Origin of the sequence: Oceanobacillus sp. J11TS1 (assembly GCF_018333215.1) — a bacterium.
In the GTDB taxonomy this organism is placed as follows: domain Bacteria; phylum Bacillota; class Bacilli; order Bacillales; family Amphibacillaceae; genus Oceanobacillus.
On sequence record NZ_BORO01000004.1, the window covers coordinates 117,296 to 136,368 of the forward strand.

Annotated in this window: 31 protein-coding genes and 1 pseudogene; all 32 read right to left on the reverse strand. The window is 37.8% G+C overall.

Annotated elements, in window-relative coordinates; translation table 11 throughout:
- Positions 1 to 4: 4 nt before the first annotated feature.
- The gene (locus KI343_RS04980) at positions 5 to 289 is read right to left on the reverse strand and encodes a head-tail connector protein (RefSeq protein WP_212925336.1); all 285 of its coding nucleotides are present in this window, start codon (positions 287 to 289) and stop codon (positions 5 to 7) included.
- Positions 290 to 376: 87 nt separating this feature from the next.
- A pseudogene (locus tag KI343_RS20010) lies at positions 377 to 499 on the reverse strand (collagen-like triple helix repeat-containing protein); the annotation flags it as partial.
- A 347-nt stretch (positions 500 to 846) separates the two neighbouring features.
- On the reverse strand, positions 847 to 2,052 hold the full coding sequence (locus KI343_RS04990; RefSeq protein ID WP_212925435.1) for a phage major capsid protein: 1,206 nt from the start codon (positions 2,050 to 2,052) through the stop codon (positions 847 to 849).
- Positions 2,053 to 2,173: 121 nt separating this feature from the next.
- Positions 2,174 to 2,881, reverse strand: a complete 708-nt coding sequence (locus KI343_RS04995) for a head maturation protease, ClpP-related (protein WP_212925436.1) — start codon at positions 2,879 to 2,881, stop codon at positions 2,174 to 2,176.
- 52 nt (positions 2,882 to 2,933) lie between these two features.
- The gene (locus KI343_RS05000) at positions 2,934 to 4,190 is read right to left on the reverse strand and encodes a phage portal protein (RefSeq protein WP_374705412.1); all 1,257 of its coding nucleotides are present in this window, start codon (positions 4,188 to 4,190) and stop codon (positions 2,934 to 2,936) included.
- A 15-nt stretch (positions 4,191 to 4,205) separates the two neighbouring features.
- Positions 4,206 to 4,412, reverse strand: a complete 207-nt coding sequence (locus tag KI343_RS05005) for a hypothetical protein (protein WP_212925337.1) — start codon at positions 4,410 to 4,412, stop codon at positions 4,206 to 4,208.
- A gap of 3 nt (positions 4,413 to 4,415) precedes the next feature.
- Positions 4,416 to 4,592: a hypothetical protein gene (locus KI343_RS05010; RefSeq protein ID WP_212925338.1), complete on the reverse strand. Its 177-nt coding sequence runs from the start codon at positions 4,590 to 4,592 to the stop codon at positions 4,416 to 4,418.
- Between the two features lie 11 nt (positions 4,593 to 4,603).
- The gene (locus KI343_RS05015) at positions 4,604 to 6,304 is read right to left on the reverse strand and encodes a terminase large subunit (protein ID WP_212925339.1); all 1,701 of its coding nucleotides are present in this window, start codon (positions 6,302 to 6,304) and stop codon (positions 4,604 to 4,606) included.
- A complete protein-coding gene (locus tag KI343_RS05020) occupies positions 6,301 to 6,783 on the reverse strand; it encodes a phage terminase small subunit P27 family (protein WP_212925340.1) in 483 nt (160 codons plus the stop codon). Before KI343_RS05020 ends, KI343_RS05015 begins: the two co-directional genes overlap by 4 nt.
- 196 nt (positions 6,784 to 6,979) lie before the next feature.
- Entirely contained in the window at positions 6,980 to 7,354 is a 375-nt protein-coding gene (locus KI343_RS05025) for an HNH endonuclease (protein ID WP_212925341.1), read from the reverse strand.
- Positions 7,351 to 7,632 (reverse strand): hypothetical protein, encoded by a 282-nt coding sequence (locus KI343_RS05030; RefSeq protein ID WP_212925342.1) that lies wholly within the window; start codon positions 7,630 to 7,632, stop codon positions 7,351 to 7,353. The genes KI343_RS05025 and KI343_RS05030 overlap by 4 nt, the downstream gene beginning before the upstream one ends.
- 69 nt (positions 7,633 to 7,701) lie before the next feature.
- Entirely contained in the window at positions 7,702 to 8,091 is a 390-nt protein-coding gene (locus KI343_RS05035; RefSeq protein WP_212925343.1) for a hypothetical protein, read from the reverse strand.
- 385 nt (positions 8,092 to 8,476) lie between these two features.
- Positions 8,477 to 8,941 carry an ArpU family phage packaging/lysis transcriptional regulator gene (locus KI343_RS05040; protein WP_212925344.1) on the reverse strand — a complete coding sequence of 155 codons (465 nt, stop codon included), beginning with the start codon at positions 8,939 to 8,941 and terminating at the stop codon, positions 8,477 to 8,479.
- A 58-nt stretch (positions 8,942 to 8,999) separates the two neighbouring features.
- Entirely contained in the window at positions 9,000 to 9,533 is a 534-nt protein-coding gene (locus KI343_RS05045) for a hypothetical protein (RefSeq protein ID WP_306432539.1), read from the reverse strand.
- A gap of 129 nt (positions 9,534 to 9,662) precedes the next feature.
- The gene (locus KI343_RS05050; RefSeq protein ID WP_212925345.1) at positions 9,663 to 10,187 is read right to left on the reverse strand and encodes a hypothetical protein; all 525 of its coding nucleotides are present in this window, start codon (positions 10,185 to 10,187) and stop codon (positions 9,663 to 9,665) included.
- Positions 10,184 to 10,309 carry a hypothetical protein gene (locus KI343_RS20325; RefSeq protein WP_280530114.1) on the reverse strand — a complete coding sequence of 42 codons (126 nt, stop codon included), beginning with the start codon at positions 10,307 to 10,309 and terminating at the stop codon, positions 10,184 to 10,186. Before KI343_RS20325 ends, KI343_RS05050 begins: the two co-directional genes overlap by 4 nt.
- Positions 10,306 to 10,602: a hypothetical protein gene (locus KI343_RS05055; RefSeq protein WP_212925346.1), complete on the reverse strand. Its 297-nt coding sequence runs from the start codon at positions 10,600 to 10,602 to the stop codon at positions 10,306 to 10,308. Before KI343_RS05055 ends, KI343_RS20325 begins: the two co-directional genes overlap by 4 nt.
- Positions 10,602 to 10,805: a DUF7167 family protein gene (locus KI343_RS05060; protein ID WP_212925347.1), complete on the reverse strand. Its 204-nt coding sequence runs from the start codon at positions 10,803 to 10,805 to the stop codon at positions 10,602 to 10,604. Before KI343_RS05060 ends, KI343_RS05055 begins: the two co-directional genes overlap by 1 nt.
- 61 nt (positions 10,806 to 10,866) lie before the next feature.
- Positions 10,867 to 11,091: a hypothetical protein gene (locus tag KI343_RS05065; protein WP_212925348.1), complete on the reverse strand. Its 225-nt coding sequence runs from the start codon at positions 11,089 to 11,091 to the stop codon at positions 10,867 to 10,869.
- A gap of 11 nt (positions 11,092 to 11,102) precedes the next feature.
- Positions 11,103 to 12,395: a replicative DNA helicase gene (locus KI343_RS05070; RefSeq protein ID WP_212925349.1), complete on the reverse strand. Its 1,293-nt coding sequence runs from the start codon at positions 12,393 to 12,395 to the stop codon at positions 11,103 to 11,105.
- Positions 12,373 to 13,155, reverse strand: coding sequence for a replication protein (locus KI343_RS05075; protein ID WP_212925350.1), 783 nt, complete (start codon positions 13,153 to 13,155; stop codon positions 12,373 to 12,375). Before KI343_RS05075 ends, KI343_RS05070 begins: the two co-directional genes overlap by 23 nt.
- 26 nt (positions 13,156 to 13,181) lie before the next feature.
- Positions 13,182 to 13,469: a hypothetical protein gene (locus KI343_RS05080; protein WP_212925351.1), complete on the reverse strand. Its 288-nt coding sequence runs from the start codon at positions 13,467 to 13,469 to the stop codon at positions 13,182 to 13,184.
- On the reverse strand, positions 13,466 to 14,218 hold the full coding sequence (locus KI343_RS05085; RefSeq protein ID WP_212925352.1) for an MBL fold metallo-hydrolase: 753 nt from the start codon (positions 14,216 to 14,218) through the stop codon (positions 13,466 to 13,468). The genes KI343_RS05080 and KI343_RS05085 overlap by 4 nt, the downstream gene beginning before the upstream one ends.
- A 21-nt stretch (positions 14,219 to 14,239) precedes the next feature.
- Entirely contained in the window at positions 14,240 to 14,680 is a 441-nt protein-coding gene (locus KI343_RS05090) for a hypothetical protein (RefSeq protein WP_212925353.1), read from the reverse strand.
- A gap of 135 nt (positions 14,681 to 14,815) precedes the next feature.
- Complete coding sequence (locus KI343_RS05095; RefSeq protein ID WP_212925354.1) at positions 14,816 to 15,715, reverse strand: RecT family recombinase; 900 nt, start codon at positions 15,713 to 15,715, stop codon at positions 14,816 to 14,818.
- Positions 15,715 to 15,960, reverse strand: a complete 246-nt coding sequence (locus tag KI343_RS05100; RefSeq protein WP_212925355.1) for a hypothetical protein — start codon at positions 15,958 to 15,960, stop codon at positions 15,715 to 15,717. The genes KI343_RS05095 and KI343_RS05100 overlap by 1 nt, the downstream gene beginning before the upstream one ends.
- Positions 15,957 to 16,256, reverse strand: coding sequence for a hypothetical protein (locus KI343_RS05105; protein ID WP_212925356.1), 300 nt, complete (start codon positions 16,254 to 16,256; stop codon positions 15,957 to 15,959). Before KI343_RS05105 ends, KI343_RS05100 begins: the two co-directional genes overlap by 4 nt.
- Positions 16,249 to 17,757 (reverse strand): AAA family ATPase, encoded by a 1,509-nt coding sequence (locus KI343_RS05110; RefSeq protein WP_212925357.1) that lies wholly within the window; start codon positions 17,755 to 17,757, stop codon positions 16,249 to 16,251. The genes KI343_RS05105 and KI343_RS05110 overlap by 8 nt, the downstream gene beginning before the upstream one ends.
- Entirely contained in the window at positions 17,747 to 17,980 is a 234-nt protein-coding gene (locus tag KI343_RS05115; protein WP_212925358.1) for a hypothetical protein, read from the reverse strand. The genes KI343_RS05110 and KI343_RS05115 overlap by 11 nt, the downstream gene beginning before the upstream one ends.
- A gap of 21 nt (positions 17,981 to 18,001) precedes the next feature.
- Positions 18,002 to 18,259 (reverse strand): hypothetical protein, encoded by a 258-nt coding sequence (locus KI343_RS05120; protein ID WP_212925359.1) that lies wholly within the window; start codon positions 18,257 to 18,259, stop codon positions 18,002 to 18,004.
- 20 nt (positions 18,260 to 18,279) lie between these two features.
- Positions 18,280 to 18,792, reverse strand: a complete 513-nt coding sequence (locus KI343_RS05125; protein WP_212925360.1) for a hypothetical protein — start codon at positions 18,790 to 18,792, stop codon at positions 18,280 to 18,282.
- On the reverse strand, positions 18,779 to 18,979 hold the full coding sequence (locus KI343_RS05130) for a hypothetical protein (RefSeq protein WP_212925361.1): 201 nt from the start codon (positions 18,977 to 18,979) through the stop codon (positions 18,779 to 18,781). The genes KI343_RS05125 and KI343_RS05130 overlap by 14 nt, the downstream gene beginning before the upstream one ends.
- Positions 18,980 to 19,073 lie beyond the last annotated feature (94 nt).

Consider the following 19,073-nt stretch of genomic DNA (forward strand, 5'->3'; position numbering starts at 1 on the left):
GAATTCATTCACTGTCACCAACCTTATAGCAATATCTTAACTGCTGGATAATCGCCTCAAAAGAATGAGGAATAGGGTAAGATGCGTTTCCGATGCGCGATAATTCACGATTATCGTACCAATGACCAACAAGAACAATGACAGCCATTTTAAACAGCTCATTGTTTTCATCTATCCTTCCCACACCATTCTCAATATACATCTTCGCTCTCTTCGTAAGAGATTGAAGTGTGAAATCATCTTCATCATGGTCAATACGCAAGTACTCTTTAATTTCTTCTACTTGCATAACATCACCTCAAATAAAAAGAGAGCGATATTATTCGCCCTCAATTAATGCTTTCAATGCTGTTACCTCATCGGCTGTAAATTGGTTGTCGCCTGGATCGCCTTTATCACCTTTGTTTCCTTTATCTCCTTTTGGACCAGGTTCCCCTTGTGGCCCTTGTTCTCCAGGATCACCTTTGTCTCCTTTTGGTCCACGAGGTCCCGGCTCACCTGTTCCACTACCGTTAGATTGTCGAACAAGCTTGGCAATTTTCCCTGCTTTAACTTCTTCTGCAACATAACCAATTCCAGTACCTTCGGCTGCAACAATCACACCATCTTCTCCAACTTCTACATAGGTTCCGGCAGATAAATCTTCACCTGCTTCCACTTCCCATACAGGACTATTTTTTAGTGTGACAGTAACTTCCGTTTCGGCCACAAGTTCTCCACTAGATCGAAAATCAGGAGTTCCACCAGGTTCAGTAATTGAAATAGTTGGAATACCATCTCCTCCAGCCAAAGATAAAAGACGATTACCAGGAACATCTTGTATAACGAATGCTTTAAAAGTAGTCATTATCCTTCAACACCTCCGTTGTCATTTCCGGTAGAAGATACATTAATTTGACCATATACTACTGCTTCTGGATCCCATTCACCAGTATCAAGACGCATGATTGCGCGAAATTCTGTTGTATTACTTCTCCAAGCATCCCCGCCGACTTTTGTCATTTCAATAGAAATTTGTTTTCTATCCCAATAGTTAACTGCTTCTTTCAGTACACCAATGATAAACGGCGCCAGCCCTTCGCTTGACGTTGCGATTGTCTTATTGGACAGAACGACAATCGGATGTGTTCCAGCAAAAAGTTTTCTCGTCGCTTGCGCTGGGTCTGGTTGTAGTAACGGACGGCCGTTTTTATCTTCCAACTTATCCAGATAATTAAATCCATCTTGGTTTGTGTAAATGACTGCTTCATTAGCAAACGCTGGATCCAACTCTACATTCAAAATATCCTTAATTCCTGTATAGTCATCAAGTACTTTTTTCTCGAATCCGTTTATTACTTCAAGGATAAAGTGGTTATCAGTAGCTTTTCCTTTTTTAGCAATCCATTGAATCAGATAATTTTCCAGCGCCTGGTCGCTATCTTCCAAGATGGAATTATAAACAGGTAAGAAACCTGCATAATCTTCGATAGCATAAGATTTTCGGTCGAATTTAGGAGAACCAATTTCTTGCATAGCATTTGGATCTCCGTATTCACTCAATGGAGCAAACGGTGTATGGTCTGCACGCTTCTCTAATGTTCTAGTTCCTTTATTTGTGGAAACTGGAACAACGTTAACATACTGCTTCAAATCGTCTGTTGTTTGGCGCAATTCGTTAATTTTGGTCTGGATGTCTTCTGGAATAACATACCCGCCATCTTCACCTTTTTCAGATGACATACGAGCTTTATATTGATTCATAACTTCCATTTCTTCGTTCGTTAACGTTTGTCCACGAACAGCTTTAAAGAAAACAGCCTTATACTCTGGCTTTTCCTCGCCCTTATTCGGCTTTGCCAAATTTGCTCCAGCTGCAGCTTGTGGCTCCGGAATATGAAGCCCTTCAAAATCATTTTTCAAAGCAAGGAAGTTATCAAGCTCCTGCTTGGCAGCCTTTGCCTTTTGAAGTTTTGCTTTCGCCTCGTCCTGCTTGCCATCATCCATAAGAGCTTTTGCTTCATCTTTTAAATCAGAAACATTTTGACGCAATTCCTGCTCTCTTTTTGTCATCCCCTGTGCACCATCCATTTTCACAGATAGCACTTTGTTGTCCTTCATTAATCGCTGTAAAGCTAATTCGAATTTTGTTTTCAATGTGATTCCTCCTTATTTTTGCATAAAAAATAGACCTCTAAATTTCTAATAGGTCCAGTTCATTTTGAAATTGAATTAATTCATTTTCATTATTTTGTTGTGGTTCTTCATCTGGTGCAGGGCTATCAGCTCGTGCAATTAATTTCTGTGGTGTCTTATCATATCTTGCTAAGATGTCTGTTGCGCATGCTGCAATGGTTTTTGATTCCTCTACTTCCACATTGAAATACTGCGCAGCTTCTTCACCAGTAAGCCAAGTTTCTTTTTCCATAAGGTCTTTGATAGTTTCAATATCTACACCTTCTTTAAGATTTTCCTCATAAATATTAACAAGGCCAGATTCCATTGTGTCTAGATCATCAGCTATTTTGCGAAAATCAGTCGCATTACCGATAGCTATCGTCAATGGTTTATGAATCATTAAAAAAGCATTTGAAGGGATATGAAGCGTGTCACCGACCATAGCTATAACAGATGCCATAGAAGCCGCTACGCCGTCAACATATACATTCTTTTTCGCTTTGTTGCGCTTTAGCATGTTATAGATAGCTTGTCCAGCGAATACAGAGCCTCCTGGACTATTGATATAAATATTTAATTCATCCAATCCATCTACTTGGTTTAATGCTTCTAAAACATCATCTGGCATCACATCTGCTTCATCCCATTTAAAATCCGTATTGTCTACAATCTCCCCATAAATATAAAGGTCCGCAGACTTAGAGGTGAGGTTTTTCACCGTCATTAATTGATTGTTTTTCGACTGGATAGGCGCTACGCTCACATAAACAGGGTAATTATTCTTCTTGATTGTCCTCACCTCCTTTCAAGCCTGATTTAGCAAGCTGGTACTCATCCGCGATATCCAGAGAAACATGGTTAAGATCTACTCGATGCTTATCACCGTTTTCTATTCCATCTCTTTCTTCCAATTCACGAACTTCATTAATGCTGAAAATACCCTTATCAAGCATTTTTTCATAAAACTCTGCCTGTGTTTTTTTATCTGCACGTAACAAGGTTTCTAAATTAAATTTAATGTAATATCTCAGCATTTCTCTTTCTGAAAATAAACCAAAAGTAAATTCTTCTTGGTATTGCGTATAAATAGGGCTAAGAGTATTCCGGATAAAATCAATAGCCCGTTGTTCGATATTAGAATGGGTTGACCTTTCCAGTTCGTTCACCATATGCATTGGTATATTGTAAAAAGTAGCGATTTCTGTTTTATCAAATTTCATACTCTCTACAAACTGTGCATCTTTCAAAGGCATCTGAATGCTTTGGTATTCTAACCCGGCATCTAAAATAGCCACACGCTGGGCATTATTTAATCCAGTATTAGCCTTTTCCCATTCATCTCTAACAACGTCTTTTGCATCTTGATTCAACATTCCCGGTACTTTTAAGACACCTGTCATAGAAGCTCCATTACGGAAGAATCGAGTTTTAAACTTATGAGCAGCCTGCGCACTTCCGATGGATTCTCTGATAACTTGGATAGGCGATTTTCCTTTAATGCCATCAGTGGAAAGAGAAGTAAGATGTATTACATCACCATTCCAAATTTTCACGTTATCCCCATTCGGCAAGGTAGTATGGTACCATAATTCATTTTTAGCTGTATCCACTATTGGCTCTGTTTGGGCAGGGTTTAATAGCCATAATGCTCTTGGCCGGCCATCAGCTCCCCAATCAATATTCACATATGCGTTCCCCCACAAATTACGGTGCGTCTCCATCAGATGCTTGAATTTAAACGGTCCTTGATATGGGTTTGGACGGGTTTCTAAAAGCTTGGCCACAGCATGTTTTTTGTCTCGGGTCCTGCCTGTAGTCGTCCTTTTAAATACCTGCATAGGTAAGGTTGCAATTCCATTCGCCAGTATATTGACACAGGCATATACTGCTGGCACACCGAGCGCTGAATTGACGGTAACCATCTCACCGCTATTTGTTTCATGGCCAAACATTCGCCTAAACCAAGGTGCAGGATTTTTTAAATCTGTTGTATCTGTTTGAGCCTTTGGAGTTAAGGCTTGTCTAAATATCAATGTCTATCACCTCCTTCACCTCCTCGCTATTACGACACCAATAATAAATAAAAAGGCAGCAAGTACATAATTGCCAGCCAAGATATTTGGACTAATGACAGTTATCAAATATGTGTTTACAATCCCTAAAATAACTGCTGATAAAATTAAAAAATCCTCCAACCATTTGGTGAAGAAGGAAATAAAAAATGCTGATATGAAATTCTTAATTGCTTTTGCCATATTCTACTCCCCCACAACTTCGATAGTCACAATAACTTTCTTACCCTTATATTTGCTGATATCATATTCAAAACAATCACTATCGTATATCGTACTAACATCATCTACAATTTCAAATCTTTCATGTCCTAAATCATCAAGGTACCTGATTACTGTACCTTCAAATATTTTTTCTTTCATATTTTCCCACCTCACATACTCCAATTATTTAAGAAATGAGCACTCAAATCTTGTGTTTGTTCTCCAGCTAATGCTCTACTTAAAGCATTAATGACCGCTGCTGCAGGGTCAATTCTTTCTATTGATTTCTCCTTGTCTAACATGATATTTTCCTGAGCATCTTGCTTTATGACGGCATTACTTAAAGCCCAATGTAATAACGGATCGCCAAAGTGCATAATTTGCTTCCTGTATACTCCACTTCTCAATTCTTTTGTTGGGAACGATAAGTGTCTTAAAAATTGCGGAATTTCCACCATTGTAAATCCATGGTTTTCTAATATTTGAACAAGATGAGTCGCATTCCATTTATCAAAATCAATCTCTATAATGTTGTACCCCTGTTCCCTCATATCCAAAATATGCTGTTCTACATAACTGTAATCAACTACACTTCCAGGGGTTGTTGTTAAGTAACCTTGGTCTCTCCATAAATCAAAACGAACATTATCTGTATTAATTCGTTCTGTTAATTTATCTTCTGGCATAAATGAATGTTGTTGAACAATGAATTTTCTCTCCGGCAGTTGAAACACCTTTCCGATACTTGTTAAATCTGTTGTGCTTGATAAATCCATTCCTAAAAATACTGGATAATCAATAACTGATTTCTTTATGATAATTGCGGCCTTCCACTTACCCATTCGCATATATCCATTTGGTTTAGCGTCAAGCCAGACATTCATGTTCTTTGTCATGAAGCTTCTCATTTTTTCAGGTTGTTCTAGAGCAACCTTTAACTCAGAACGAATTGCGGCCAATCCTTCGTCATACGTGGCAACAATTGGATTAGCTTTTATCCAATTGGATTCATCTTTAATATCATCAATCAAATTTCCTTCTTCGTCTTTATCCAATTCACAGATAATACCAAAATACTCATCATTCTCTTGAGGCATATCTGGATCAAGTAATTTGCTTACATACTCGTATTCCATGTAACACGGTTTTGACAAATCGAATCCAGCTGTTGTAATGATAATCATCAAAGGTTCCAGTCTCGCCATCATCCCCGATGCAAGCACGTCATAAATTTCACTTGTTTCATGGGCATGATATTCATCCACAATCCCAATAGATGGGTTTTTACCGTCACCAGTTTTTCTTGCCTCTTTCGACAATGGAATTATAACAGAACGATTTCTAAGAATTTCAATCTTCCCATAAGCTTCTTTCCATTTGCCTTCAAGCAATTCACTTGATTGAATACCTGTTCTTACTGCTTCATATACTTCTGAAGACTGGTCTCTTGTCCATCCAGCAATAAACGCCCGGTGTTTCTCGTCTCCGAAAAATGTAATATAAGCTGAAACAATAGCAAGGAATTGCGATTTAGCGTTTTTTCTTCCAAGTTGGATGTAAACTTTTCTAATCTTCCTAGCACCGTTACTCTTTTTCTTAAAACAAAAAATGTTAGTTGCTAAGAATAATTGAAAGTCTACTAACTCTATTCGTTGCCCTGCTAGGATTCCTTCTGCATGTCTAAATTCGTGGGCAAACCAATAAAAGTCCTCCAACTCATCTTCGTCAAAATAAAAAGGACTGTCATCATTTTGACAATCCTCATAATCATTCAAGAACCGTTGCACAGCCCATTTATGTTTTTTTCCTGCCTTGATTTTCCCTGTTAAAATACCGTCACAGTAATCAAGGACTCTTTCTAGTAAATTCACAATCTACCACCAAAGCGCTTTTCTGCTTCTGTTTTAGGTTTTTGCTCCTCCGTTTTCGGAATAACTAATTTCAAGCGAGATGTAATTGTAAGCCCTAGATCGCTAGCTGCAGAACGGCATTCATTAAAAAGTAAATTTTTGCTACGCTGCATTTGGGAATATAATTTAAAGTCATCTGCAGGTTTCGTTTTCCTTAAAAGCTTTACCAACTTAATATATTGATCTTTCGAATCGACATATCTAGCTAAATTGTCTACATCAAGATTGGTGAAAATATCTAAACGTAATAATTCTGTTGCGAGCTTTTCAAATTCATCCTTTTGTGATTTCAACAAATAGGACGGCGGTTCGATTTTATCGGTATGCCCTTTTATTTGTTCTTCTTGCTCTTGACGCTTCTTTATTTCTTCTTTCGTAAGATGGTTTGATTTTCCTTTTCCTTGAATAACAGATAAAGGTTGTTTGTTTCTTCCAGCCACGTTTTACACCTCCTTGAAAATTTTTCAAAAACGGATTTTTATGTGCACGTGAGGGGGCTGCGCTCCTGGTGAATGGACGTTTGTAAAAATTTATGGTGGGGGTATCCATTTATTTCTAGAATTGTTCATGATTTAGAAACAATTCCAAACGCCATTTACCAAACTGTAAATCTGTTTTCATTCTTTCGTTTATCATTTATAGTTTATTGTTTGTTGTCTTATGATCTATTCGATTGTGGCAAGAGTGACAAAGGCTTTCCAAGTTGTCTAAGTCTAAACGCTTTGACCAATCAACAAGTAGCTCAACGATGTGATGAACAACTTGCGCCTTCGTAATCTTCTTCTCTTTCAAACACCTCTGACACAAATGATTATCACGTATCAAAGCTAGCTCCCTAACACGCCTCCACTCTGGTGAATGGTAGAAGGCATTCGCCTTACTGTTGCGTTTATATTGATTGTAAATCCTATCAGATTCCTGCGCCATATTTGCATGAGAATCACACCAAGTTTTCCTGGTTAAATTATTACAGCCTATCTCTCTGCATGGTCTCAATGGTTTGAGCATCATAAATCAGCACGACCAAACCGAATGAGATTATCTTTAAGCTTAGACATGCGTTCATTGATTTGCTCCTGCAGTTCTAATCGCTTGTTTATATAATGGTCTCCTTTTAATTGTTCCTTTTTTTCCTGGAGCTTCCTTACTTTTTTATCAGTCACAAAAGATGTGTAATGATAATAACAGCGATCACATTCGAAATAGGTTTCCTCGATATTGTTTGGATGCTTTTTCTTTTGAAACTTTACGGTAAGTATCTCCCCACAATTATTACACGTAGCAAGCATTACTTATCACCATCCTTTTTATAAAGTAAAAAGACACCTCGCAATTGAGATGTCTTATATGTAAGTTATTTAATCTATATTATAGCCTTCCCCAGTAGAAATGAATTCTTTAAGTCGTTCTTCGCTTTCTTTTAAATTTTCCTTTTCTGTCTCAAGGGTTATTCCATCCATGTACCTTACAGTTGTTGCATTTGCAATGATCAATATATCTTCATTAACTCCGCTGTAAATACCCTTCTTTGTACTGAATTCCCCTAGATACTTTTTATAGTATTCATCTACAGTTCCTTTATCATCTGAATCTTCATAGGCAATTCCCTTATCGACATTAGTTGTAACAACGTCCATCAATTGCAATGCATCTTTAGCAACTTCTTCATTTACATCTTCATGTATTTCTACATTGCCACACGCTGAAAGAAACAGGACTAATAATAAAATAAATAATACCTTTTTCAATCTAATCTCCCCCATATCTATGTATAGGTCAATTATCCAATAACTATGAATTAAATTCAATAAATTCTTTTAAGAGGTATTTTCTTTATATTTTTCTTTATATTTTTCTTTAGGGTTTTTACATATAATGAAGGAAAAATTTCTACTGCCCACCTATTAGTATGCAGTACTGCACACTGTATAGTATGCAGTGGTGCTCACCTATTAGTATGCAGTGACACTGCCTACCGTGTAGTGTGCAAACAATCGTTCCTAAATTTTCGATACTACCAATTTATCACTGATAACAAGGAATGACACAACTTTTTTTAGGAATTATTTTGGAATCTTTTTGGATTTGGTTCGTATCTTTTTTGGAAGTTGTCAGAATACTAAAAGGCACACCTTATTCTGGTGTGCCTTTATCAGTAGGATTTATAACAGCAATATTTAAGTTTAAAGCTATTTTGTAAAATGCTTTCCATCTAATCTTAGAATATGTTTTTTCACTAATAGGTGGTTGAAATTTAAAATTATAAACATTGTAATCTGTAATGTATTCCGATTCCTCGCTCATGTACCTGGCCTCAATTAAATATCTCTCCATCTTAGGAAGACGTTTAACAGCTCGTTCAATTCGTTCACAATAACGGCGCCGACGTTCCTTCTCATCTACATTATGCATTGCGATGTTACCTGTCTGGTCTGATATGGTATTAGACTTACCGCCACCTATATCATCAATACTACTTGTTATGTTCGCTTCTTGCTCGTCATAGTAAACATATTTAAAAATACGATACTTTTCCAGTGCAGCTTCCACTTCTGTTTGTGTTGCTTTTCTGTCTAGTGCTGGTAATTCAAAGCTCATGCTCTTCCCCCTCGAATAAAATTAGGGAAGCCCTGCAAAGAACAGGGCTTTTCATCTATTAATCTAATAAGAAATCTGGATCATTAATATCAAAGTCTGGCAGTTCATCGTCTGAAATAGTTTCTTCTTTTTCCTTCAGCTCCTCTGAATCTTCATTCTCATTCGGGATGTCATCCATGCTGACTTGCCCTTCAACCTGAACGGTTCCATCTTTCTCCACTTGATAAGGCATGCCTTTGTGTGTATTTTCATTTTCGAAATCTTCCACGCTCATCTGGGATGGTTCAACAAATAATGTCACGTTATGCCCAGCAAAAGGATATAGTTTAATAACCTTGTCTTCCGTATCACCTTTAATATTAAATAGCAATTTGGTTTTCTTGCTGTCACGTTGAATGTTTTTATATTCAGCTGGGAAGTTTTCAATGTCTTGCTTGTCTACCTGTAAAGTAAGATGCGCCATTCCGCCAGCCATGTTCACTAACTCTTGAGATGATGGAAGCTCCTCGCCTTGGACATGAAATTCCAACACCTCTTTTTTATCGTCCTTCTGAATCTTTTTAAACAGTACACTTAATTCTACTTTAGCCATAATTGATTTCCTCCTTAAATTTACGTTCATATCCTCCACTGGTGAAGCTTCCAAACTATTTTTGACCCAATTATAGCCGATTAGGTAAAATCGTCTATGAGACAGTTTTAAACGCCTCAAAACGCTACGTTAGATTTTCGCCAACACATCAGCCTGTTGCTCATACAACACAACGCCTTTATGCTTGGATAATGCGATCCTTGCCATGATATAAGCATCCACCACGTTATCGCTGGAATGGGTAAAACCATAATGTTCCTGAACAGCATCCATAACAGCACGCTTTTTAGCGGCACCAGTCAACCTTTTTTTATTGCCTGGTTCACCTTCCCATCCGGTAACACCGACAAATTTCTTTACAGCATTGGGAGCGGCTTCGATATACTTTAAATTGCGTTTAAACAATTCATTTCGGATGCCGTGGTGTATTCCTCCGGCAAACATTGCCTTTTGTGTATTAAATGGAAACCCCTCAATACAAATCAAATCACCAGGCTGTACATGCTGCATAATGTCATAAATAAGGGTAGTCATCCGTTTTGGATCCTTATTGCCGATTCCGGTTAATTCTTTTACTTTTAGCACGTTCCCTTTATCATCAAGGGCAACGAATCCAGTCTTAGAAGCTGGGTCAATGCCTACAAAGCGGCTCATGACAAATCCTCCTCTTTTACAAACATTCCATTAACAGTCTTACCTTTACGGTCTTTGATTTCGTCATATGCCATATTAACGCAATCTTCAATTTTGGTTGTTAGCTCGTCCATATTTTTCATTCCGACTCTCCTTTCAGCGATTCACGTGCTTTTTCGTTCTCCAACTGCCGTATATACTTAATGGCAACATCAGCTACATGCAGCCCCCAAACCTCATTAATCGGCATTTGCTTACTGCGTTGCTGGAGAAATTCATTTAAATCCACAAGGAATTTTGCGTTGACGTTTCGATATTCTTGTAAATCATGTACCATTTCAGCTTGTTGGATAAGCCACTCAACATCTTCATGAGTCAATGCCAGACCTGCGCTTTCTTCCCACGTTCGTTTGATTACTTCCAATCGTCCATCCATCACTCGTCATCCTCCAAATAAAAACCACCATCGATATAGTTCCCAGACCACTCTGACCATTCATCTTCTAGTAACGCTTCTAATTCGTCTCTAGATTTATAGTCTTCTCCTTCGACAAAATTAAAATCATCTTCTAAATCAAATGTATCTTCATGATTGCATCCCACTAATCCGATACCTAACGTAAAAGTTACTTTTGGCATTGTTCCTCACCTTCCTAATTAGATTAATTAATCAAACATTCATGGAGTTAGATAAAACCATCTATTCTTCCGTCATCTGTCTGTTATGCTCGTGCCACGTCTTATCCAGCAACGCATCATAACTTGTCTTAATCTGTTCATAATCGTCCCAGAGCTGCATATAATCGTGATATAGATTGTCATAAGCGTCACGTTCGCTTTTTATGGTGATAACCATAAATAACATCGCTAGCACTGCTCCGATTATCAAAACGTAGTAGCTAATATTAAAAATCTTTTTTAGCATCCTCACCCTCCTTATTTCCGTTTATCAAGTTCCAGGAATTGCTGTTTCCATCCCCTGAACAACAATCGGAACTCATTCAACCCCGTGTTCCTACCTTTAGCAACAAAATGTTGAACAACTTTACCTTGTTGCTCATTATTATCGTTTGCATCGACCCAAAGAAATTCAATGACATCTGCATCTTGTTCAATGGATCCTGATTCTTTCAAATCTGAGAAAGTAGGTTTTTTAGGAGCTTTATCGCTGTCTCGGTTCATTTGAGAAAGTAGCAGGAAACAACAATTTAAATCTCTAGCAATCTGTTTAGCTGCTTGTGTTACTTCTCCGATAGCTTCGGCTCTGGATTGGTTCTTCTTACGATTTATTTTCATAATTTGCAAGTAATCAACGGCAACAACAGCCAAATCTCCATATTGCCTTTTGAACCTTCGCGCTGTTGCTCTTACTTCTTCGATAGTGACGCCACTGCTATCCTGGATATGCAATGGTAATTTTTCCAATTCGTTATAAACTTCTTCTATTCTTCCTAGCTCTTGAGGTGTTAAATCTTTGTTTTTCACTCTGTTGAAAGGGATAGAAGTTTTTCTAGATACAATCCTATCTAAAAGCTGTTCTAAATCCATTTCTTGAGAATACATTAATACTGGTCCTCTCTTTGCCATATATTCCAACCTTTGCAGAGAAAAAGCTGTTTTCCCGACAGATGGACGTCCAGCTAAAACAACTAGATCTCCTCTGTACAAGCCTTTAGCCCATGTATCAAATTGTGAAAAACCTGTTTCAATATAATTAACTCTTTTGTCCATCAAATAAGAAAAATATTCTTTACGTACATCGAGTAAGTTTTTCATTTTCCCACGTTCATCTGGACGTAATTCAGAGACCAAACTCTCAACAGCAGAAAAGTAATCATCATCCGTATCAAAATCATCTCGAGACAGAGCTTTGATTTGCTCGCCCATTTCAACGCCTCTACGCCTTATTGCTTTGGAACGTACAATATTTGCGTAATACAGTACATTAGCTGTTGTCGGACAAGAATCTGCCAACTTAGTTAAATACGCCACACTCAATTGATCTGCCTTGTTGTTTTGGACATATAATTCAGTAACAGTGACAATATCAACAGGTTTATCTTTATTTTGGAGCCACCGCATTACTCTATAAATCTGCTGGTGAGTAACGTCAATGAAATCTCTATCCTCAAGAAAAACAATTTCATCAAGCACGTTAGGATCCAGAAACACCGCACCTAAAACAGATTGTTCAGCAGATAAATCCTCAATTACTCCAATCGAACTCATTAGGGTCACGTCCTTCTGCTATCCATTGCTGCAATGCTATTTCTTTATCACGGCTATCTTTTACTGGCACTTGTCGTTCCTTCGTCTGCGGATTCTTCTCTGCATTCATCTTTATAGCTAGCTGAGGGAATTGCTTTCTTAATTTAGCTGCAGAAAGAATATTGGTCCGCCAAAACGAATCCGTAACAACCCAGTCCATAACATCTTTAGCAAGCTTTTTATCTACTTCGTCCAATTCAACTAGCTTCCTCATTTCATCCGCCCAGGTTTGCATGTTTGCTTTTCTAGTTAAATGAGGGATACCAGCTTCTTGTGCCACCTTTTCAACCTTTTTATAAAAGTAAATGGCCATCTTATAGTAAGTGTTTTCCTCATCATATTTTGGTTTTTTATTAGTTTGTTTCTTAGGTTTGTCTTCTTTTTGAGGTTCAGGAGAAACGTCCTTGTCTCTCCACTCCTCATAATTCTTATTAAATGACAAAATCCGTGCTCCTTTCTGACCGATCTCGCTAACAGTAATAATATTTCTGTCTATCAACGTGTTAAGCTCTCTTCCAACAAAATTTCTGTTTTTTTGATTGATAAGCTTAGCAAGGAAACTGGTAGACATTTCATACTCTTTACGTCTAAATCCGTAAGTGTATCGCCAAATGGCCATAACAAGCCGCATTTGTATTCCATTGAGATCAGTCTGCATAATCTGATTTAATATTTCATTGGCAATCCGTGTGTAGCCTTTATTTAATTGTGGATTTGCCATAAACTATCATCCGTTCATTAGTATTTTCATTGCAGCTCTTTCCTTATAAAGTCGGTTAATCTGACGGCAAAAATCTTACGATCATTTTCTGGGCTACCTTCAAATGAAGCATCTTGCCATTCTTTGATTTTGTAATCCACTTTCTTCTCCAACGAACAACAAGCCAGCAATTCTTTAATATCTTTCTGCTGTGCTTCTATTTGATTTCTGAGCCGCTGGTTCTCTTGCTGTAGTTGTTTCTTTTCTTCAACAATTTGGCCTAACTTATTTAAAGTGCTTTGATATGGTCTGTAAGGATAATTTTCTTCACTCATTCAATTACCTCCAGTTTGTAATGTTTGTCCCTTATAAAACCTCTCTTCAACAGCGCGTTTTCCGTAATTCCTTTTGCTAAGAAAGGTAAATTATTGCTACTGGACAAGTGGGTCAAATAAATCTGTTCACCTTTTCCTTGCACTAATTTTGATAATGCGTTAGCTGTTTGTTGATTGCTCAAATGCCCGATATCCGATAAGATTCTGGCCTTAACGCTGTTAGGATAATCAGATGCAGCAACCATGTTTTCAACGTGATTGGATTCGATAATGTAGATGTCTGAATCTTTCATAGCTTGTAGCATGTCCTGGTCAACCTTTCCAGTGTCTAGGCAAATGGAACATTTTAATCCAAGATATAAATCTTTTACAACGTACCCTAAAGGCTCATAAGCGTCATGATGTGTATTGAAACATTTCACTTCGAATGTGTATTCCGTCCCATCATTTAATATGGCAGGAGGTGTTTTTCTGAGCTCTTCATCTACTCCGTGGATGTCTTTCCATTCATCAGCACCCGCAAAAACAGGAATGTGATACTTGTTAGCAAGTGGCAATCCTTTTGTATGATCCTTATGAGCATGGGTAATAAAAATAGCTTGTACATTATTTGGTGTGATACCGACCTCTAGTAATCTCTTTTCTATCTTTGTTTTTGCAATGCCAGCATCTACTAGAATGATAGATTCACCAGATGAAAGAGCAATGCAGTTACCGTTCGATCCCGACGCTAAAATGTCTACTTTCATAGTGCGTTCATCTCCGTTTCATCAACTTCTTGTTTTGCCTATTTGCGTTATATGCTTGTTGAATTTTTTATTGTCAAAGCAAATTGATGTTTGGTGCGTTATATAAATGTGCGCCCTTTTTAAAACTTCTTCTTTTAAACCGATAACCGTATCAAAAAAGTAAACATATTCACTGTCATCAGATGCTGCAATAAATGATTTTCCAGACATTTTGAGAATATCCCTTGTATGCCGAACAGCATTATTCCATTCCTTTTCAGCAAAACTTGTTCTTCCGCATTTTCTCCATGCAATTCGCTCATAGTCTGTGTCATCATCTGGCCCTCCTTTAAAAACGGGTCCATTCTCTATTTCAATTACTTGTTCATTGCTTAGTAATGCTTCAAAGTAAACATCTACGTGATACATATAACCATGTTCACTTTCTTTTGGTTCATAGACTTTTAACTTAATATCCCTCATTTCCTTTTCAACTCCCTATAGCATCTAAGACAAACCCTCAAACGCCTGTAATAATATTCCGTGTGAGGATTTAACTCATCCCCACACAGCTTGCAATCATCATTCCGTTCATAAACAATAACTTTGGGAAGATGCTTATTCCGGTAGCTCATCAGCAGCTGCCTTTGATGCTTCAAGTTCAATGTGCATGTCCAACAATTCGATCAAGCCGACAAGTTCCGATTCTGTTGGTGGAGTAGACAATTTAACGTTATTTTTTTTCAAATATTCGTTAATAGCTGCATTTGTTGTCATTCCTAATTGTGTAAATTTTTTCTTCATGTCAGCTCGGAGTTTTTCAGTCTTATCTTCCGGCTCTGATCGTTCTTGAGACGTACCATCCTGTTTTGGTGATTCGACAACCTCTTGATTAGGCGTGATGTCTTTGCGTTCTCTTGGTTGTTCTGGCTGTGTATTTTCTGTGATGGTTTCATCATCAAAGTTCAATCCATATTGTTTTTTCAAAGCACGTTGCTGCACATGCTTTCCAAACATGTCAGCAGTCCATTTTTTCCAGTTGTCCTTGTTTTGACCAGTAAACATATGAGAAACCTCGTCGATGTCCATAATTACAGTTACAGGTCGATGTCCGTCACGATAAGCGATAGAGTAAGCCCCGATAATTTTGCCACGAGGGAAACCGATATCATGTTGCACAACTTCCAACTCTTTTGTTTCTTTGTTCATGGAAACTTTAAATTCGTCGTTCTCATGTACCATCTGTGTATCTGGTGGTTGGAATCCTTCTTTTTCTCGTGCTTTAGAAAGATAAGCTTCAGCTGCAAATTGGATGCGTGCTGTTTGTCCATATTTGATAAAGAAAATCTCATTCTTAAATGGATCCAATCCATAAGCTGCCGCCTTGTGAGCAAAGAGTAAAAACTCCTGATCGTTTGCAGTTGGCGCAATGGAATTACGCATAACCTCAATTACTTGTGGTGCAAATGCCTCTGTGATTTCTGGTGTTAATGATGGTAAGTTGTTGTTATTTGCCATTATTCATTCTCCTTTTGCTCGATTAATTTAATGTGATACGCTTCATCAATTGCATTTCTTAGCTCCATTGCTTCCTGCAGGGACAATTGAAAATTCGGTGTGTCCTCATGGAATGGGAAAGCTAATTCAATGTTTCCTGTGCCACCACCGAAACTACGAACATTCCTAATCACTATGCAGTCGTTTTTATCGTTCGGGTTTGGTAAAAACCTACTTTCAAAAGGAACAATTTTTACGGGCATCATTCATCCGCTCCTTTAAATTCAATAAGTTTATTTATTTCAGCATTGACCTCATCCAATGATTCTTTTAATTCAGCAATAATCAGGTACTTAACTTTACTGAAAAAACGTTCTGGGTTAATTAATTCAACGTTTTTCCATCCTCCACGGACGTTATTTAACCTTATCTCCGATGCTCCGTTCGTTTCTTCGCTCTCGACAGCTTCTAGCCATTTATTTAAATCTTCTTTTTTGAAAATAAGTTTCGCTACGTGTTTTAATACATCTACTTCCTTACTATTTCCATTAAATTCACTCATTGACAGACACCTCCAATTCTTTTCCTTCAACAACCTTGAGCATCAATAGCTGACCAGATGGCTGTTTAAACTTAGTGATTGATTCAGAGTTATCCACTACAGCTGGAGCAACAATGTCACTTTGGCCTGATAAGACTTCCCGCAACTCTAATCCAGCTTTTATTTTTTCAGACAAGGACAATTGGAGATAATCCTTGCCGTCCATCTGAATAACAAAAGTAGTTTTAATTTCTCCGTTCTTTTGTTGCTCAAATAATTTAACAGACAATCTATCAAATAAGTCCTGTACCTTCTTGGCTTGTAACTCTGCTTCTTTGCCGTAAAAATCCTTAATGCTGTCCAGGATAAAGATAGATTCATTCAATTGTTCCAATGTCTCTTTTTCTTGCTGCTCAGCATCTGTAACAGCTTCCTTGACCATTTCAAAGCGTTCATGTTTTTGCATTTCTTGCTCAATTGGTGCGATTTTTGCTTGCAGTTCATTTGCTTTTTGTAGCTGTTCTGACACATCAATGTATTCTAATTGGGCAAGTTCTTCTTCGAGCTTCTTTCTCTCCGCAACCGCCGACTTGAAATCTTTAGCGACACTATCTTGACGTTGCTGTTTATCTTCCTCAACAGCCTTGAGTGCATCACCTTGTAAAGGCTGCTTACATGTCTGACAATGATCTTGTATCTGTTCTTCTTTGATGCGCTCAAAATTCGTTCTAAGAAAATCTCTGTCATCTTGTAATCTTTGAATCTGAGATTGTAGTTTATTAATCTTAGAATTGTTACTTCCAGCTAAATCAATCACTTCCTGAATTTCATCACGCTCTTTTGAGAAAATCTTCAACTCTGTTCTAAGAGATGGGAGAGGTACGAGTGTCTGAAATTCATCCAGCTGTTCTTTTAATGTTTTTGTACGGCTTTGAGCGGCGATATACTGCTTGTCCAGCTTGTTTTTGTTATCTCTATGAATCTTGTTAAGGTCCACAAGAGAATGTTTTTTAACCAACGCCCCTAGCTTTGCCGCCTGTGCCTCTGGCAACTCTTTGAAAACTTCTTTATTGCTTGGAGCAGTTACATAGTTTAATAGCATTGCTCGCTGTTTTTCCCAGTGCATGGTAAAAAAATAAAGTGGATTAAACAGTGACAAGAAAAGTTCTTTAGTAAACAGTCCATCCAGGTACTCATTAAATTCAGACGCTTTTGATGGCACTTCATTTATTAAATATTTGGTCTTGCCTTTTTTGAGCTGACGCCCTAATTCTGTTTCAATTCCATCCACATCTAACAGCAAAGAGACTAATGTTTCGTCTGCATCATACGTTGTTGGTGTCGGGTCTAACTTGCTACCAAACGTATCAATGCCGTATAATGACCAGGTAATAGCACGTGGAATGGTTGATTTCCCTTCTGCGTTGTCACCAGTGATCTTAGTTACCTCGCCAAAGTTAACAGTAAGGTCCTGGTGACTTTCAAAGTTATTTAGCTTCAATTCTTTCAATTTAATTTCCATGTTTCTTCCCCTTTCTAGGTTTGTATTCTAGTATTTGCAAAGGCTCTGGATAACATTGAGCCACATCACTTCTTTTCATATTCTCAGAACGTTTTCCAGGATATTTATCCTTCAAATACCTAAAGCAATACTCTTCGGTGCCTTTTACGTAAAGTTTGTTGGTGATTAAGCCCACAACTTTGACATGCTTGTATCCGTTGATTTTGTGTTCTAGTTCCGGCAATGTTTTTTCACCTCCTTTTAGTTACTTGACCAACGCCCGTTTCAGAATCTCTTTATAAACCGCATGTGCGTCATTTTGGTTTAAAAATGATTTATCATAGATTTTTTTGCGCATAACAGTGTATAAACCTCCTGTATCTGGTTCATCCCATTTTTTAATCAATACAACCGATGTTAAGAGAGGGTACTTGGCTTCTTTCATCATCGTTAATTCATAATCAGTGCCGTCTTTTTTGAATTTCTTTTCTTGGATTTTGTGGCTTTTCTTCATTCTCGCCAACCTAGTCCCACTCCTTAAAATTACTTGTCTAATCTTTGTTCTACTGGACAGATAAGTTTGAAACTAACTATTTTTGCGGGGATTAGTCCATTTCTCGCCACTCGATATATCTGCTTAGTTGATTCATTAAAGACGATATCTCCCGTTTTATATTCATCCACATCACGCCCTAACTTATCCCAAAACCGACGCTTCTTTTCTTGCTGGATTTCTTCTGGTGTGGCGTGACGTAATGAATCTGGATAATTGATGATAGAATTTACAACGATACGTTCGCTGTTACCTAACGCGCCATTAACATTTTTGAAAGCTTCTACTTGACCGATTTCACCAGTATTTAAATTGACTACCCATTCTCCTAGCTTGAATTGAGGAATTACTTCGTAGCTGTCTGGAACAAGTAGGCATTTTGAAAAGTCTTCTAAGGCTAATCCATTGAGACGTTTGTGTTCTTGGACTATCCAACCGTCCATTTTATTTTTAATCCCCTCAATAGTATCTACTTGCCCTTGCGTCAATTTAATCTTTTGCATATTCTGCCTCCTCTTTTTCTGCAAGTTTGATATAACTTTCTATTCTTTCCTCTGTTTTTTCGATCCCGGCAATAATAACCATACGAACGCTCATAGGGAGTTCAACCCATTTACCACCCGACGTACACCAGTCATGCGTCACGTTTAACCTTAATTGGAGGTTTTTCGCCTCATCTCGATAATTCATTTCTAATCTCCTCCTTCAATTGTGAACCATCATCAAAAACAAAAATCCCATTGCTCCTGCAAACAACACGTTTAAATAAAAATCTGTCTTGTCC

Coding starts and splice junctions, on each gene's coding strand:
- KI343_RS04980 (WP_212925336.1), bottom strand. CDS start 289: ATGCAAGTAGAAGAAATTAAAGAGTACTTGCGTATTGACCATGATGAA.
- KI343_RS04990 (WP_212925435.1), bottom strand. CDS start 2,052: ATGACAAAAAGAGAGCAGGAATTGCGTCAAAATGTTTCTGATTTAAAA.
- KI343_RS04995 (WP_212925436.1), bottom strand. CDS start 2,881: ATGACGGTGAAAAACCTCACCTCTAAGTCTGCGGACCTTTATATTTAT.
- KI343_RS05005 (WP_212925337.1), bottom strand. CDS start 4,412: ATGGCAAAAGCAATTAAGAATTTCATATCAGCATTTTTTATTTCCTTC.
- KI343_RS05010 (WP_212925338.1), bottom strand. CDS start 4,592: ATGAAAGAAAAAATATTTGAAGGTACAGTAATCAGGTACCTTGATGAT.
- KI343_RS05025 (WP_212925341.1), bottom strand. CDS start 7,354: ATGATGCTCAAACCATTGAGACCATGCAGAGAGATAGGCTGTAATAAT.
- KI343_RS05030 (WP_212925342.1), bottom strand. CDS start 7,632: ATGCTTGCTACGTGTAATAATTGTGGGGAGATACTTACCGTAAAGTTT.
- KI343_RS05040 (WP_212925344.1), bottom strand. CDS start 8,941: ATGAGCTTTGAATTACCAGCACTAGACAGAAAAGCAACACAAACAGAA.
- KI343_RS05045 (WP_306432539.1), bottom strand. CDS start 9,533: ATGGCTAAAGTAGAATTAAGTGTACTGTTTAAAAAGATTCAGAAGGAC.
- KI343_RS05050 (WP_212925345.1), bottom strand. CDS start 10,187: ATGAGCCGCTTTGTAGGCATTGACCCAGCTTCTAAGACTGGATTCGTT.
- KI343_RS20325 (WP_280530114.1), bottom strand. CDS start 10,309: ATGAAAAATATGGACGAGCTAACAACCAAAATTGAAGATTGCGTTAAT.
- KI343_RS05055 (WP_212925346.1), bottom strand. CDS start 10,602: ATGGATGGACGATTGGAAGTAATCAAACGAACGTGGGAAGAAAGCGCA.
- KI343_RS05060 (WP_212925347.1), bottom strand. CDS start 10,805: ATGCCAAAAGTAACTTTTACGTTAGGTATCGGATTAGTGGGATGCAAT.
- KI343_RS05065 (WP_212925348.1), bottom strand. CDS start 11,091: ATGCTAAAAAAGATTTTTAATATTAGCTACTACGTTTTGATAATCGGA.
- KI343_RS05070 (WP_212925349.1), bottom strand. CDS start 12,395: ATGAGTTCGATTGGAGTAATTGAGGATTTATCTGCTGAACAATCTGTT.
- KI343_RS05075 (WP_212925350.1), bottom strand. CDS start 13,155: ATGGCAAATCCACAATTAAATAAAGGCTACACACGGATTGCCAATGAA.
- KI343_RS05080 (WP_212925351.1), bottom strand. CDS start 13,469: ATGAGTGAAGAAAATTATCCTTACAGACCATATCAAAGCACTTTAAAT.
- KI343_RS05085 (WP_212925352.1), bottom strand. CDS start 14,218: ATGAAAGTAGACATTTTAGCGTCGGGATCGAACGGTAACTGCATTGCT.
- KI343_RS05090 (WP_212925353.1), bottom strand. CDS start 14,680: ATGAGGGATATTAAGTTAAAAGTCTATGAACCAAAAGAAAGTGAACAT.
- KI343_RS05095 (WP_212925354.1), bottom strand. CDS start 15,715: ATGGCAAATAACAACAACTTACCATCATTAACACCAGAAATCACAGAG.
- KI343_RS05100 (WP_212925355.1), bottom strand. CDS start 15,960: ATGATGCCCGTAAAAATTGTTCCTTTTGAAAGTAGGTTTTTACCAAAC.
- KI343_RS05105 (WP_212925356.1), bottom strand. CDS start 16,256: ATGAGTGAATTTAATGGAAATAGTAAGGAAGTAGATGTATTAAAACAC.
- KI343_RS05110 (WP_212925357.1), bottom strand. CDS start 17,757: ATGGAAATTAAATTGAAAGAATTGAAGCTAAATAACTTTGAAAGTCAC.
- KI343_RS05125 (WP_212925360.1), bottom strand. CDS start 18,792: ATGCAAAAGATTAAATTGACGCAAGGGCAAGTAGATACTATTGAGGGG.
- KI343_RS05130 (WP_212925361.1), bottom strand. CDS start 18,979: ATGAATTATCGAGATGAGGCGAAAAACCTCCAATTAAGGTTAAACGTG.